Annotated in this window: 11 protein-coding genes; all 11 read left to right on the top strand. The window is 63.1% G+C overall.

Annotated features, from left to right (window positions below; all coding sequences use genetic code 11):
• The first annotated feature begins 13 nt into the window (after nt 1-13).
• The 11 genes from ORS3428_RS12580 (at nt 14) to ORS3428_RS12530 (ending at nt 14405) form a co-directional block, all read left to right on the top strand.
• Complete coding sequence (locus ORS3428_RS12580) at nt 14-1180, top strand: ROK family transcriptional regulator (RefSeq protein ID WP_071098070.1); 1167 nt, start codon at nt 14-16, stop codon at nt 1178-1180.
• Complete coding sequence (locus tag ORS3428_RS12575; RefSeq protein ID WP_071098068.1) at nt 1177-1941, top strand: ATP-binding cassette domain-containing protein; 765 nt, start codon at nt 1177-1179, stop codon at nt 1939-1941. Before ORS3428_RS12580 ends, ORS3428_RS12575 begins: the two co-directional genes overlap by 4 nt.
• Before the next feature lie 39 nt (nt 1942-1980).
• Entirely contained in the window at nt 1981-3021 is a 1041-nt protein-coding gene (locus ORS3428_RS12570) for a sugar ABC transporter substrate-binding protein (protein ID WP_071098065.1), read from the top strand.
• 97 nt (nt 3022-3118) lie between these two features.
• A complete protein-coding gene (locus tag ORS3428_RS12565; RefSeq protein WP_071098062.1) occupies nt 3119-4114 on the top strand; it encodes an ABC transporter permease in 996 nt (331 codons plus the stop codon).
• Between the two features lie 13 nt (nt 4115-4127).
• On the top strand, nt 4128-4898 hold the full coding sequence (locus tag ORS3428_RS12560) for an SDR family oxidoreductase (protein ID WP_071098060.1): 771 nt from the start codon (nt 4128-4130) through the stop codon (nt 4896-4898).
• Between the two features lie 385 nt (nt 4899-5283).
• Nucleotides 5284-6495 carry a glycosyltransferase family 4 protein gene (locus ORS3428_RS12555; protein ID WP_071098058.1) on the top strand — a complete coding sequence of 404 codons (1212 nt, stop codon included), beginning with the start codon at nt 5284-5286 and terminating at the stop codon, nt 6493-6495.
• Nucleotides 6492-7751, top strand: a complete 1260-nt coding sequence (locus ORS3428_RS12550) for an O-antigen ligase family protein (RefSeq protein ID WP_071098056.1) — start codon at nt 6492-6494, stop codon at nt 7749-7751. The genes ORS3428_RS12555 and ORS3428_RS12550 overlap by 4 nt, the downstream gene beginning before the upstream one ends.
• A complete protein-coding gene (gene asnB / locus ORS3428_RS12545) occupies nt 7752-9749 on the top strand; it encodes an asparagine synthase (glutamine-hydrolyzing) (RefSeq protein ID WP_071098054.1) in 1998 nt (665 codons plus the stop codon).
• 1 nt (nt 9750) lies between these two features.
• A complete protein-coding gene (locus tag ORS3428_RS12540) occupies nt 9751-12057 on the top strand; it encodes a GumC family protein (protein WP_083355122.1) in 2307 nt (768 codons plus the stop codon).
• Nucleotides 12058-12138: 81 nt separating this feature from the next.
• Nucleotides 12139-12921 (top strand): hypothetical protein, encoded by a 783-nt coding sequence (locus ORS3428_RS32425; RefSeq protein ID WP_108723048.1) that lies wholly within the window; start codon nt 12139-12141, stop codon nt 12919-12921.
• Nucleotides 12909-14405 carry a lipopolysaccharide biosynthesis protein gene (locus ORS3428_RS12530; RefSeq protein WP_083355121.1) on the top strand — a complete coding sequence of 499 codons (1497 nt, stop codon included), beginning with the start codon at nt 12909-12911 and terminating at the stop codon, nt 14403-14405. The genes ORS3428_RS32425 and ORS3428_RS12530 overlap by 13 nt, the downstream gene beginning before the upstream one ends.
• Nucleotides 14406-14419 lie beyond the last annotated feature (14 nt).

Here is a 14419-nt window from a genome sequence, read left to right as displayed (position 1 = left end):
GGGAGCGCAGGGCATGGCGTTGCGGGGGACCAATCAGGAGTTCGGGCGGCCGTACAACCGGCGCATCGTGCTCGAATCCATCCGCCGCTTCGGCCCCATCGCCCGCGGCGAGATCGCCCGGCATGTCGGGCTTACCGTCCAGACCGTATCGACCATCGTTCGCGAATTGGAGGAGCAGGGCTACATCCTGTCGGTTCGCGAGGAGCCGAAGGGCCGCGGCCTGCCGCCCGCGACCCTGCGCATCAATCCGGAAGGCGGCTATGCCGTCGGAATCCATCTCACACCGCTTGGCATCGACGCGGCGCTGATCAACCTCAGCGGCGACGTGATCGAGAGCGCGCATCGCGCGGCGCCGAATGCCGCTCCCGACGAGGCCTTCGAAGCGATCGGCGCCATGGTTGCCGAACTGACCGGCCGCCGCTCGGGCGGCCGCGTCATCGGCATCGGCATGGCGCTGCCCGGGCCGTTCGGTGTCGAACCGATGAGCTTCGTCGGCCCGACCACCATGGCCGGCTGGCAGGACGTTCCGCTGCGCGAGCGGCTGACGGCCGTCACCGGCCTGCCGGCCTTCTTCGAGAACGACATGGCCGCCGCCGCGATGGGCGAGCGCCTCTATGGCCTCGGCGCAAAGCATTCCGAATATTACTACCTCTATTTCGGCGTCGGGCTTGGCGGCGCGATGCTGCATGACGGCAGCGCGCTGCGCGGCGCTTGGGGCAATGCCGGCGAGATCGGCCATATCCCGATCGTCCCAGGCGGAGAGCCCTGCCCCTGCGGCAATCGCGGCTGCCTCGAACGCTACATCTCGCTGGAGGCCCGTGGGCGCTGGAACGGCGACGATGCCGAGTGGGTGGCCGAGGTCGCGCCGATCTTCCGCGACGCCATCGCCACCATCGAAAATCTCTTCGACCCGGAAACGATTGTCCTCGGCGGACTGGCCTCGCCTGCCCTGCTCGAAAGCCTGGTGGCATCGGCGGAGCCGCTGCACAACTCGGTCTCGGCCCGCCGGGATCGCGCGACGCCGCGCATCCTGGTGGCGCGGGGCGGCCAGCACGCGGTGCTGCGCGGGGCGGCGGCGCTTGCCGTTTCCGGCGTGCTTTCGCCGCGCTTCGGCCAGATCTTCACCGCCAAGCGGCAGCGCGAGGGCGACCCTTTGAAAGGCGGAGACATCGCGGCATGAGCGAACCCCTGCTGGTCCTCGACAACGTCACCAAGAACTWCGGTGCCATCCAGGCGTTGAGGGGCATCAGCTTTTCGATCGGGCGCGGCGAGGTCGTGGCTCTCCTCGGCGACAACGGCGCCGGCAAGTCGACGCTGGTCAAGATCATCGCCGGCGGGCTCGAGCCGACCTCCGGCCGCATGCTCTTCGAGGGCAAGGAGTTCCTCGCCAGATCGCCCGCCGAGGCGAAGGCCGCCGGGATCGAGACGGTCTACCAGGACCTCTCGCTCTGCACCAATGTCGACGTCGTGGCGAACTTCTTCATGGGGCGAGAGATCACCCGCAAGATGCTCGGCGTTCCGGTGCTCGACGAGCGCGCCATGGAGACGGTGGTGGCCAAGGCGCTGGCGAATGCCGGCACGCGCATTCCGTCGCTGCGCACCAAGGTCGAGCACCTCTCGGGCGGCCAGCGGCAGGCGATCGAGCTCAACCGCTTCGTCCATTRGGGCGGCAAGCTGGTGCTGCTCGACGAGCCGTTCGCAGCGCTCGGCGTCGAGCAGACGCGCCGCGGCCTCGACATGATCCGCCAGGTGGCGAGCCAGGGCATCGGCGTCGTCATCATCACCCACATAATGCAGCAGGCCTTCCAGGTCGCCGACCGGATCGTAGTGATCCGCCACGGCGTCGTGGCGGGCGACGTTGCCCGCAACAAGACAAGTCCCGATGCGGTGATCAACATGATCACCGGGGAGACGCTCGCCGGTGCCGGACCGGCGGGCTGAGGGACAAATGAGGGGTCCGGCGCAAGAGGAGCGAACGACATGAAGCGAATGCTACTTTCTGTCTTCGGTATCCTGGCACTGGCCATTGCCACGCTCACGCCGGCATTCGCCCAGTCCAAGGGTACCGTCTATTACCTGGTGCCGACATTGCTCGACGAATTCCAGACCGGCTCGGTGAGCGCGCTGGAGCTGTTCCTGAAGCAGGTCGGCTACGAAGTGAAGACGCTGAACGCGGACAACAAGACCGACGCCCAGCAATCGCAGATGAACGACGTGATCGCGCTGAAGCCGAAGGCGATCATCCTCGCCGCGGTCGATTTCAACGCGCTGAAGCCGTCGATCGAGGCCGCGCGCGCGGCCGGCATTCCGGTGGTCGAGTTCGACCGCCAGATCACGGCGACACCTTCCGATTTCACCTCGGTGGCGGGCACGGTCGAGATCGGCCACATTGCGGCCGACCAGGCCGAGGCGCTGCTGAAAGCCAAGAACGGCTCGGTGAAGGGCAAGGTCCTGCAGGTGCTCGGCGACCCCGGCGACCCCTACACGCTCGACATCCAGAAGGGCTTCGAGGAGAAGATGAAGGCGTTCCCGGACGTCAAGATCATCTCGCTGCCGGCCATGCAATGGGAGGCGAGCAACGCCGGCACCATCGTCGCCGACCAGATGCTGGCCAATCCCGACATCGACCTGATCTTCAGCCACGCCGCGCATCTCTCGGTCGCGGCCGTCGCGTCGCTGGAAGCCGCCGGCAAGAAGCCGGGCGACGTGATGCTGATGAGCTCGAACGGCGCGCCGGTCGGCCTCGACCTGATCCGCAAGGGCTGGCTGAACGTCGAGGTCGAGCAGCCGCTTTACGCGCAGGCCGCCGCGGTCGCCATGTTCATGGACAAGGTCGTCAACAAGCAGGAGATCAAGCCCGGCGACTATGATGTGCTTGGCCTGAAATCGGTGGTGACCACGGAGGCCTGGGGCCCGAACATCAAGATCCCGGGCGCCGCGATCACCAAGGCGAACGTCGACAATCCTGCCTTCTGGGGTAACCAGAAGCCGCCGACCGATACGGTGAAGTCGGTCGAATAGGCTTGTCCCACCGGGCTCCGGGCCGCCGGCCCGGAGCCTCCTGGCGCCCTGCCCGGAAGGGCGGCGCGTTCAAACTCGACGCCAATCGGATCGCTCGATGAGCCCTCGTACCCGCCATAGCCTCGAGCTCGTGCTCGACAACCTCGTCTGGTTCATGCTGGTCTTCGTGCTGGTCGTGTTCTCGATTTTCATTCCGAACTTCCTCCAGCTCGGCATCTTCGCCAACATCATCGAGGCCTCGAGCGTTCTGGGCGTCATGTCGATCGGCCTGGCACTGGTCATCATTGCCGGCCACATGGACCTGTCGGTCGAGTCGGTCGCGGCGCTCAGCGCCATGGCAGTCGGCATCATGTTCTGTTCGTCCGGCATCGGCCTTGGCGTGCAGCTGCATCCCGACTGGCTGATGGTACCGGTGTCGCTTGCCATCGCGCTTGCCGTCGGGGCCATCATCGGCGTCATCAACGGCTTCCTCATTGTCAGGCTGAAGATGAGTGCCTTCATCATCACGCTGGCCTCCTACATCTGGGTGCGCGGCCTCGTGCTTGTTGTCTCCGGCGGGCGCTCTGCGCAGGATCTGGCACCCGCCATCCGCTGGTTCGGCATCCAGCGCCTCGCCGGCCTGCCGCTCACCGCCTGGATCGCGGTCGGCTGCTTCGTGGTGTTCTCGCTGATCCTCGCCAAGACGCCGTTCGGGCGGCATCTCGTCATGATCGGCGGCAACGAGACCGCGACCTTCCGCGCCGGCATCCGCGTCAATCGCAATTTGATCATCGCCTTCGTGCTTGCCGGCGCGATTGCCGGCCTTGCCGGCTGGCTGCTCGCCATCCGCACCTCCGGCGCCACCGCCAATCTGGGCGTCGGCCTGCTGTTCAACGCGTTCGCCGCCGTCGTCATCGGCGGCGTCAGCCTGAAGGGCGGGGTCGGCACCCTGCCCGGCGTCTATGCCGGCGTGCTGCTTCTGTCGGCCATAAACACCGCCATCAACCTCATGGGCCTGCCGGCCAACTTCACTCAGGTCATCCACGGCCTCTTGGTGCTGGCGGCCGTGCTGCTAGACGCATTCAAGCAAACCATTCGCCAAAGACTGGCATGACAGGACGGCTCGCATGACAGGACGCATCGAAGGCAAGGTGGCAGCGGTCATCGGCGCCGCGCGCGGCATCGGCAAGGGCATAGCCCAGCGCTTCGCCGAGGAAGGCGCCAGGCTGGTGCTTGCCGACAGCGAAGCGGACGCCGGCAAGGCAAGCGCCGAGGAACTCGGTGCCGCCTTCATCCACACCGACATCTCGAAGATGGCCGATGCCGAGGCCGTCGTGGCCTTGGCGTTGAAACGCCATGGCCGCCTCGACATCATCGTGCAGAATGCCGGCATCTATCCCTGGCAGCTCATCGAGAACACCAGCCCGGAGGACTGGGACCGCGTCATGGCGGTCAACCTGCGCGGCAGCTTCAATGCGGCGCGCGCAGCACTTCCGCCAATGAAGGCGCAGCAAAGTGGCCGCATACTCTTCACCTCGTCCATCACCGGCCCGCAGGTGAGCAGCCCCGGCCACGGCCACTATTCGGCGAGCAAGGCCGGCATCAACGGCTTCATCCGCGCCGCCGCACTTGAGTTTTCCGGCTACGGCATCACCGTCAATGGCGTCGAGCCCGGCAACATCCTGACCGAGGGCATGAAGCAGCACCGCGACGCCGCCTTCATCAAAAGCATGGAAGATGCCGTGCCGCTCGGACGCCTCGGCACGCCGCGCGACGTCGCCAACGCCTTCCTGTTCCTGGCCTCCGACGACGCCAGCTACATCACCGGCACGACGATTGTCGTCGATGGCGGCCAGCTGCTGCCCGAAGGCCAGGATTTCCGCCTGACGCCGCCGTGAGTCTCGATTTTGCCGGAAAAATGGTGGGCGGGCTCGAACCGCTGACATCTTCGGTTTAAACCAGCATGCTTTCCGTTAAGGCATTGATTTTTACCGATTTATGCCGGGAGCCGATCCGCGTTCGTTCTCGTTAGTTCCCGTTGTTTTCGTGGCAATCCGTCGCCGACCATCTGAGAGAATCCGCAGCCGTCGAAGCTGTTTCGGCACGCTGGTAGCCGCGCAGTCACCCTGCATCATTCAAACGGACGAGGACAATGGGCAGGCATGCCCCTAGCGTGATCCGGGTGGATCTCAGGCGGAAGCGCTGCAAACCTGCAATGAAAGAAAATCAAGTCGCTCGCTACGTTGTGCGCTTGAGGTGCCTCGCACCCTCGGGAGAGGCGAGATGAACCCCCACCTTGTTTGCATAGGAGGCGAGGATCACCGCCTGCGTATTCCGTTCCTGCTGTCGCTGCGTGAAAGGGGTTTTAGGCTGACGGCCATATCGAGTGACGATGGGACAGCGTTCTCTCGCCACGGAATTCCACATCGTCGCATTGAATTTGATCGATTTGCCATTGGCGGTTCGCAATTGAGCGCGTTGCGCTCGATCCGCGGGTTGCTTGGAGAAATCCGGCCGGACATCATCCAGAGCTTCGACACGAAGCCCAATTTGCTGACGCCGTTGGCAGTGCGCGGTCAGGTACCGGTCGTCCGCACGATAAACGGCCTCGGCTGGACCTTCTCTTCGCTTGAGCCGCGGGCGCTGGCCCTGCGCCCTGTCTTCTGCAGCCTGCAATGGCTTGCCTCTTTTTGGACTGCCGCGACTGTTTTCCAGAACCGGGACGATCGGGCGTTCTTCGAGCGCTGGAGGCTGACCCGAAAAGGCACGACGCGGCTGATAGCCGGTTCGGGAATCGACGTGGCCTCATTCGCGGCGGCTAGCCATTGCGGACTTTCGGCCGCGGCGATGCGAGAGCAGTTCGGTCTGCTTTTCGCCGAGATCGTAATCTTCGTCGGCCGACTGACACGCCAGAAGGGGATTCCAACTCTTCTGGAGGCGGTCCCCCGCATTCTTCGCGAAAGGCCCAATGCGCGTTTCATCCTTGWCGGTCCGCGAGAATCCGAGGGGCCGTTCGCGGTCAGCAAAGCGGAGATCGATCGCTACGCGCCGCATGTGATCGCGCTAGGGCCGAGACAGGATGTACCAGCCCTTCTCGGCATGGCCGATGTCTTCGCCTTCCCAACGCAATATCGCGAGGGCATCCCGCGCGTTCTGCTGGAAGCCGGCCTGGCCGGATTGCCAATCGTGGCGTCCAGGATGCCCGGTTGCAATGACGTGGTCGAGGATGGCTGGAACGGCTATCTCGTCGCACCGCGCGACGCGAACGGCCTGGCATCGAGRCTGATCGATTTCCTGGCGGATCGCGGCCGCGCCAGAAGGATGGGCGAGCGGTCGGTCGGATTTGTCCGGGAGCGGTTCGCGCTCTCGGAGGTCGTCGACCAGTATTGCGACCTATACCAGTGCATCCTTTCTGGCAGAAACCAAGCCGGCTCTCCGCGCCAGCCGGCGGAAAAGGATGCGGCAAGGCGCCAGCTCAGCGAGGCATCGCAATGATCCGCGACGCGCTCCTGGCCTGCGGCGTCGCAATTGTATATGCGACGCAGCTCGACATCCCGAGATTGTCCTTTGGATATGGCGAGCTGTTCCTCTCGCTGTGGATCGCGCTGTCGCTCGTACGGATCCTGGCCGGCGGCCGCTTGGAAGCAACGCCAGCCCTGGCCAAGCTCGCAGGCTTCTGGCTTGTCATGACTTTTGCCCTGGGACTGGGCACCATCGTCGGCTTCATGACGAGTGTCCTTGATCTGGCTTCGCTGCTGCATGACACGGTGGCTTATGCGCTGCTGATCTGCGTCACCTGCCTCGCGGCAGCGGAGCCTGACGCCAGTGCCCGATTGCGCCGCAGCGCCTGGTGGGTGATCGGCATCGCGAACATATGCTTTGTCATTCAGGTGGGGGTCGGCTGGGGCTGGATTCATCAGTCCGGCGTCGATCCCTGGTATTGGGACCGGTTTCGTGGCTGGTCCGAGAACCCGAACCAGCTCGCGATCTACTGCGCACTCTTCGGACCACTGGCCCTGCATCTTGTAACCACGACCCGCAGCCCGTGGGGGTGGCTGCTTGGACTGAGCTGCCTGACCGTGACCTTCTATGTCGGCAGGCTGACGAAGAGTGACACCTATCTCTACACCAGCATCGCGACCGCCCTGATATTTGTTGCACTGTGGTTGAGGACTTGGCTTGCCGAGGGGCACGCCAACAACGGCCTTTTCCGACAGGTTGTGTTCCTGCTGATGCTTGGGTCGGTTCCGCTAGCCATGTCGCTGRCCCCTTACGCCCTGCCCGAGGTCAGCAGCGCCGAAGATTTCGCCAAGAGCCTCACCAAGGACAAGGGCGGAGAAGCGACCGAAGAGACAGCCGAGCTTCGTCTGTTTCTCTGGGACGAAGCCTTGAAGAAGGGAGCGACAGTCGGGTCGTTGGGCCTGGGTCCGGGACCGCATCTCGAACGGCCGCCCATCGTCGACAAGCAATTTCTTCCGGTGCCTTTCGAAGCGCACAGCACCATTCTCGACCTCTACCTGCAAGGTGGCCTGGTCGCCGTCTTGGCACTCATGTGGATCGTCGGTTCTGCTGCCATGTCGRCATGGCGCACGAAATCGAATGCGCTTTTGATGCTCATCGCATCGATCGTCATTTTCGGCATTCCGCACCTGATCATCCGCCACCCCATTGTGTGGTTTGCGCTGACCATGTCCCTTGTTGCCGGAACCGAGCAGGCGATCCCGGCGACTGTTCGCGCGAGGAGATGTTAGATGTGCGGGATCGCCGGAATTCTGCTTGCATCCAATGCGCTCGACCAGAGGCCGCTCAGAACGATAGGGCAGATGACGATGGCCCTTCGCCACCGCGGCCCGGATGGCGAAGGATTCTGGGTCGACCGTGAGGCCGGCATTGCCTTCGGCCACCGGCGCCTCGCGATCGTCGATCTGTCGGAAACAGGTCGCCAGCCGATGCATTCGGCAAGCGGCCGATACGTCATCACCTTCAACGGAGAGATATACAATTTCCGCGATTTGCGCCGCGAGCTTGAAGAGGTGGGCCATTCCTTCCGCGGCACCGGCGATACCGAAATCATGCTTTGCGCGATCGAGAGGTGGGGCGTCGAGGCAGCGGTCAAACGCTTCGCCGGCATGTTCGCTTTCGGACTGTGGGATCTCCAGACCCGGACGCTTCACCTTGTCCGCGATCGGATGGGAAAAAAGCCGCTTTATGTCGGCCTGACGCGCGACGCGCTGGTCTTTGCCTCGGAACTGAAAGCCATCACCTGTTTCCCCGGCTTCGAGGCGAAGCTGGATGAGGGGGCAGCGATGGCGATGCTGTCAAAGGGGTGGGTGCCGGACGGCAATTGCATCTGGCGAGCAGCGTACAAGATGCCGCCTGGCTCGCTCATCTCAGTGACCGCCGCCGATCTGGCCGTCAAGCGTAGCGCGGCCTCCCTTGCCCGACGCACCCGGCGCTGGTGGTCGCTTGCCGAGGTTGCCAGCATAGGCCAGCGTGAGCCGGCGGCCGGTAACGATGAGGAACTTACGACCGAGCTGGACCGCGTGCTTCGCCTTGCAGTGCGCGAGCGAATGGTCGCCGACGTGCCGCTTGGCGCCTTCCTTTCGGGTGGCGTGGACAGTTCGACCGTCGTTGCTCTCATGCAGGCGCAGTCTACGAAGCCGGTGCGAACTTTCACCATTGCTTTCGACGAGGGCGGGTTCGACGAAGCTCCCCATGCCGCGGCCGTCGCACGGTTCTTGGGCACGGACCACACCGAACTTCACCTGTCCGCTGCCGCAGCGCGTGATGTCATACCGGACCTGCCGCAGATTTGGGATGAGCCGTTCGGCGACGAATCGCAGATTCCAACGCTGCTTGTGTCGCGGCTCGCTCGCCAGCACGTTACGGTCGCTCTTTCGGGTGACGGCGGTGATGAATGCTTCGCCGGCTACTCAAGGCATTTCCTCGCAAGTCACCTGACACGACTACAGCGGCTGCCGTCGCCTCTTCGCCAAGCGACAGCAATGGGGGTCGGGGTGCTTGCCCACCTCTCAGACCATGATCTGATTGAAAGCCTGCCGCTCTCGGCAAGTCTTCGGCATGCGATGCGAAGCGACCGATTGTATCGACTTGCCCATCTGCTCAAGGCAGGAAATGAGGATGATCTGCTGCAACGGCTGACGAGCCCCTCGACCGAAACCCTGGCTCGTCACCAGCCACCGATACCGAGTTTCAGCTCGCCGCTGCCCAATGACCTGTTGTCTCGTCTCCTGTTCGACGACATGACCGGCTACCTGCCCGGCGACATTTTGGTCAAGCTCGACCGCGCCAGCATGGCCAACGGCCTCGAGGGCCGGTGCCCGATCCTTGACCATCGCGTCGTTGAATTTGCTTGGCGGCTGCCCGCTGACGCCAAAGTTCGGAACGGCAAGGGCAAGTGGATTCTTCGCCACCTGCTGGGCCGTTATTTGCCGCAGCAGCTGATTGATCGAACGAAGCAAGGCTTCGACGTTCCGGTTGGCGCCTGGCTCAGAGGGCCCCTTCGCACCTGGGCTTCAGACCTGATCGCCACCGCGCGCCTCTCCGGCGCCGGGATACTCGACTTTGCCAAGGTGGACGCCTGCTGGCGGGCTCATCTCGACGGCAAGCAGGACCGCGCCCGCGATTTGTGGCCGGTCCTGATGTTCGAGGCGTGGCACTGCGAAGCAACGCGGTCGATCGCATCCGACGCAGCGAAGGCCCACGAGTACGCCTTGCTGGGTGATTGAGATGGTCAACCAAGTTCAACGTCTAGGGCCGAAGCAGACATCGGCGCCGGCGAAAGAAGCCAGCGTAAGGCCGAAGCCGACATCGGTGCCGGCGCAAGAGGCCGGCGTAACGCCGAAGCCGAGATCGGTGCTGGCGCAAGAGGCGAGCGTAAGGCCGCGGCGGCCAATCCTTGCAAAGGTGAACGATCTGACACCCTTCCAGCAGGTGGCGGTGACCGTTTGGAGGAAGAAATGGTTCATCGCCGGCATAGRCATTCTGGGCGGCATCCTCGCCGGATTTGTCGGGATGATGCGCCCTCCCCTCTATGAGGCCAACACGCAGGTGATCGTCGACTTGCCCAGCGGCGCTCCCCTCGCCGGCACGGCGAACGCGTCGCAGGACACGTTGGCCGCAATCGTCGACGGCCATCTGACCGTGCTATCGTCAGAAGCACATTTGAGGAATGTGTTGGCAGCTCTGCGCAAGGAGGATGCGAACCGAGGTTCCCCCCACCCGGCCTCGGCCGGAACCGAGTCTAATTCCCTACGCAGTGCCGTGCTTGTCATAGCACAGAAGGTTCGAACGTCGGTGGGCGGTCTGTTGTCCTGGGCTTGGTCCGGCGGCCGACAGGATGTGGCTGCAACCTCGGAAGCGGCGGACGCATCGTCGCTCAAGGCCCTGCAACAGGAACTGAGGGTCGGCCAGGAACTCCGTTCCAGGATTATCGGCATCGCCTTCACCGACCGCGACCCGGTGCGGGCCGCGCAGGTCGTCAACGCGGTTGCCAGCGTCTACATCGAGGGGATTGCACAGCAGAATCGCGCCTCGGATCAGCGCGAACTTGGCTTGATCGTCTCCCGCTTGCCTGAAATGCAGGACGAACTGGCGCGAGCCACCGATCAGTTGCAAACATATCGGCTCACCAATGGCGCTTCCGACCGCGGAAACGTCGACGACAGCGGTCGCGCGATCGCCGACCTTGGACGGCAGATGTCCTTTGTCAAGGCAAGTCTGGCCGAGGTCGAAACGCGGCTCCAAAGGGTTCGCAGCATGCGCACGAGCGGCGCCCCGGCTGCGGATGTGGCAGAGGTAATCGGGTCGCCTGCTCTCATTGACCCGCAGACGGGCACGGTCGACGCTGGCGCCCCCTCGACGAACGAGATCGACCGGCAGATCGCCGGCCTGGATACCGAACGGCAGGTTTATCTTGGCCAGATGGCATCGCTGCAGGAGCAGAGCGACGCGCTCAAAGCTGCAACGGCCGACAGCGCAAGCCGTCTTTCAGGCCTACACGCGCTGGAATTGAAGGTCGACGTACTCTCTCAGCGCTACAATGATTTGTTGGCTCGCCAGCAGGATCTGCAACAAAGCATCAAATTCCCCCGGYCGGACGTCGCCGTCCTGTCCGAAGCGCGGCCGCCGACGCGTCCGGTGACGCTGTCGCCGATCTTTCTGGTTCCGCCCGGAATGATCGTGTTTGGCCTCGCCGCCGCCGTTTTCGCACTCGCACGTCGGCACTTCGACCGAACGCTGCGCAGCCAGGCTGAAGCCGAGGCTGCGTTAGGGATCCCATGTGCCGGTCTCCTTCCAAGGATCGTCCGGCCACGCGCGAGGCGGCTCTGCAGTCTGCTGCTGGGGCAGCATAGGGCTTCCTACACGCGTRCCGTCGCTTCGCTGCTGATGTCCCTGCCCCACGCAAGGCTGCGCCAGCCTCGCGTTATTCTGATAATCCCGAGTGACAAGAGTGAAGACAAGACATTGCTTGCATGGAGTCTTGCGCTGACCGCGACCCGGCTTGGGGAGCGGGTGCTTTTCGTCGACTTCGATCAGCAGGAAAAGCGCATCACGCGCGAGTTTAGAAATGAATTCAGCACGTCGAGAAGCAGTTGCTCCGTAGCTGACTTCCTCATCGGCAACCGCTCGTTGCCCGAGACGGTGGAGGACATGCCGGAAATCCGCGTCAGCTTCATGCCTGCTCCGTCGATTTCGCATGACGTCCTCCACCTCGTGTCGGCGGTGGATGGGGCAAAGATCGCGGAGAAGTTGCGGGAGCAGTACAGTCTTGTGATCCTGAATGGTCCATCCGGAGTGGCAGGRCCGGAAGCGAGATTGCTGACCAGTTGGGCGGACGCGGTGCTTTTGGCCGTGCGCTGGGGTGAGACGCCTCGGAAGACGGCGCGCGCTGTCCTCGAATTCATCGGCGTTGACGAGCACCTGCCATGGAATCTGCCCGCCTCCCCRGTCAGCGTTCTAACGCAGGTGAATCTCAAGCAGCACGTCGGCTACCGGTTCGGGGATAGCGGCGATCTCCTGCTCAACGGCCAATAACGGGCCGAGAGCCGAACACGCATAAAGGAAAATAGCAACAGGGCCCGGCAGCGACAAACCAGATCTTCAGATTGAATTGGCATGATTATCGAATTTTTCGGACCATCAGGATCCRGCAAAACTACCCTCGCCCATGCACTCGCCGACCGCTTACGCGATCGCGGGTACGTGGCCAAGGTCATTATCTGTTACCGGCCCCGCAACAAGGGCGATGGCTGGGACCGCTTCGGTATATTATCGGTATTTTCCAGAATTTATTCGGCGATTATTGCCGTTTCTTCAGCGTTCATATCATCGATCGACGGAAGGAACGACATAAGAATGAGCAATAAGATTATACGATCAATTCCGCCAAAAAGCATTATTTGGCGAATTCGTATCTGGCAATATATCGTTCGTCTATCGCGTTTCTGGAAACAAGMACAGAAATCGGCCGACATAACGATATTTGATCAAGGTTTTACTCAGGTGATTGGGTCCCTGGCGATGTTTAACGGCGCCGCGGATGACCCGATGATCGCGCGTGCGCTTTATTTTGTGCCCGCGGCTGATCTGATGGTTCGGATGGTCGTGCCGCGCGAGGTCGTGGAAGCGCGGCTGCAAGCTAGAATGAGGCGCGAAGCGGCAGCGGAGCGCCTCTTTGAGGTGGGTGTCGTCGACAACATGAACGCTTTCGACATCTTCGACAAAATCGTCAATGTCCTCCAAGGCGCTCAGCTGAGCGTCGTCTCGGTTCGGCCTGTCGACCAGGAGTCAACCGCAAGCGAGCTGTGCCGGGTGGAAGAGGAAATCGTGGCTCGGCTATCGCGGATCGGATCTCCGTTTATCAACCAGATGCGGGGAGGCAGTCAGTGCCCGGCGTGAGCGAATTGCTGGGCGAGCGGAGCATAGACGGCCGTCCGCAAAAGCATTCGCGCGGACACCATTCGACCGGTCCGGCCGCCGACCTCCCGCCGCCGGCCGCGGTGACGGGGGATGCCGCCGGCATCACCTCCACCGTGGCGCCGCCCCGGCGCAACGACGCCAACCGGCTGGTGCATGCGAGCATATTCGCCCTTCTGGTCTATATCGGCGGCGCGGGGCTCACCAGCATGGCACAGCTTGGGATCGCGCGTGTGGTTGGCGCGACGAGTTATGGCATCTACTCCTACGCTCTCGCTTGGAGCACCGTTCTCGCCACCCTCTCGACTCTCGGCTTCAACGTYTCGCTGTTGCGCTTCGTGYCGRCCCACAAAGCCGCCGGACGTTCGGATCTGGCGCGCGGTGTGATCAATTTCGCACTACGCTGGTCGCTCTCGGTGGCAGTGCTCGCTGGACTGGCCGGGGCCGGGCTCGTCATCTTTCTTTCCCCGAAGCAGGTTCACCAGGAATTTCGGACGGCATTGCTCCTCGCTATGGCGGCCGTGCCGCTGATCACGGCCTATGCGCTTGGCGCAACCTTGGTTCGCGCCTTTGGCGGGGTAGTGTCGGCACTTTTACCTGAGCGTGTGGCGCGTGATGGGCTACTGTTGGCCATTTTGGTCGGCGCAGCGTTTTCGGGCCGATGGATCCTGGATGCCTCATTCGCCATGATGGCGGTCGTTATGAGCTCGGCCGTCACGGCGGGACTTGTTTTCCTCACCGCAATGAAACTATGGCCGGCGGACCTGCAGGACACACCGGCGAGCTACACCGCGCGCCAATGGTCGTCCGCGATCCCGCCGACCATGCTGATCACCGGGCTCGACGTATTTGTGGGCCGGACAGGGGTCATCCTCCTGGGCTGGACCGGCCAGGTACATGAAGCCGGAATTTTCGCCTTGGGCCTCAACGTGGCGTTGCTGGTTGGCCTTTCGGGCGTAGCAGTCAGCACGATGTTTTCGCCGACCGCAGCCGATCTTCATGCCCGCAAAGATCACGAGGGCCTGCAGCGACTGTTCTCGCGGGCTGCCGTCCTGAGCTTCAGCGGCGCGCTCGCATTAGCCCTGCCGTTGCTGCTGGTCATCGAATCTCTCCTGGGCTGGTTTGGCAATGATTTTGCGGCCGGGGCACCAATCGCGCGAATCCTGATCATCGGTTACCTCTGCAACGCGGTCTGCGGGCCTCAGTTGAACCTTCTGATAATGACCGGGCATGAATGGGCCGCCGCGACGACGATGGTCGGCAGCGCCGTAGCCAACGTCGTCGCCTGTGCAGTCGGGATGVCACTCGGCGGCACAATCGGAGCGGCAGTGGGCTTCATGCTCGCGCAAGTCGTGTGGAACCTGGCAATGGCAATCTACATTCGCAGGCGATTGAACATTTTGCCCGGTCTATTCTTTGCAGCTTCAGCCATTAGGTCGGGACAACCCGGAGATCGCTGGGGCTAGCTGCATGTCTCCAA

Source organism: Mesorhizobium sp. ORS 3428, from assembly GCF_001854785.1.
In the GTDB taxonomy this organism is placed as follows: Bacteria; Pseudomonadota; Alphaproteobacteria; order Rhizobiales; family Rhizobiaceae; genus Mesorhizobium.
Note: the sequence above shows the minus strand (reverse complement) of the source record. Positions and strands in the feature narration are given on the sequence as shown.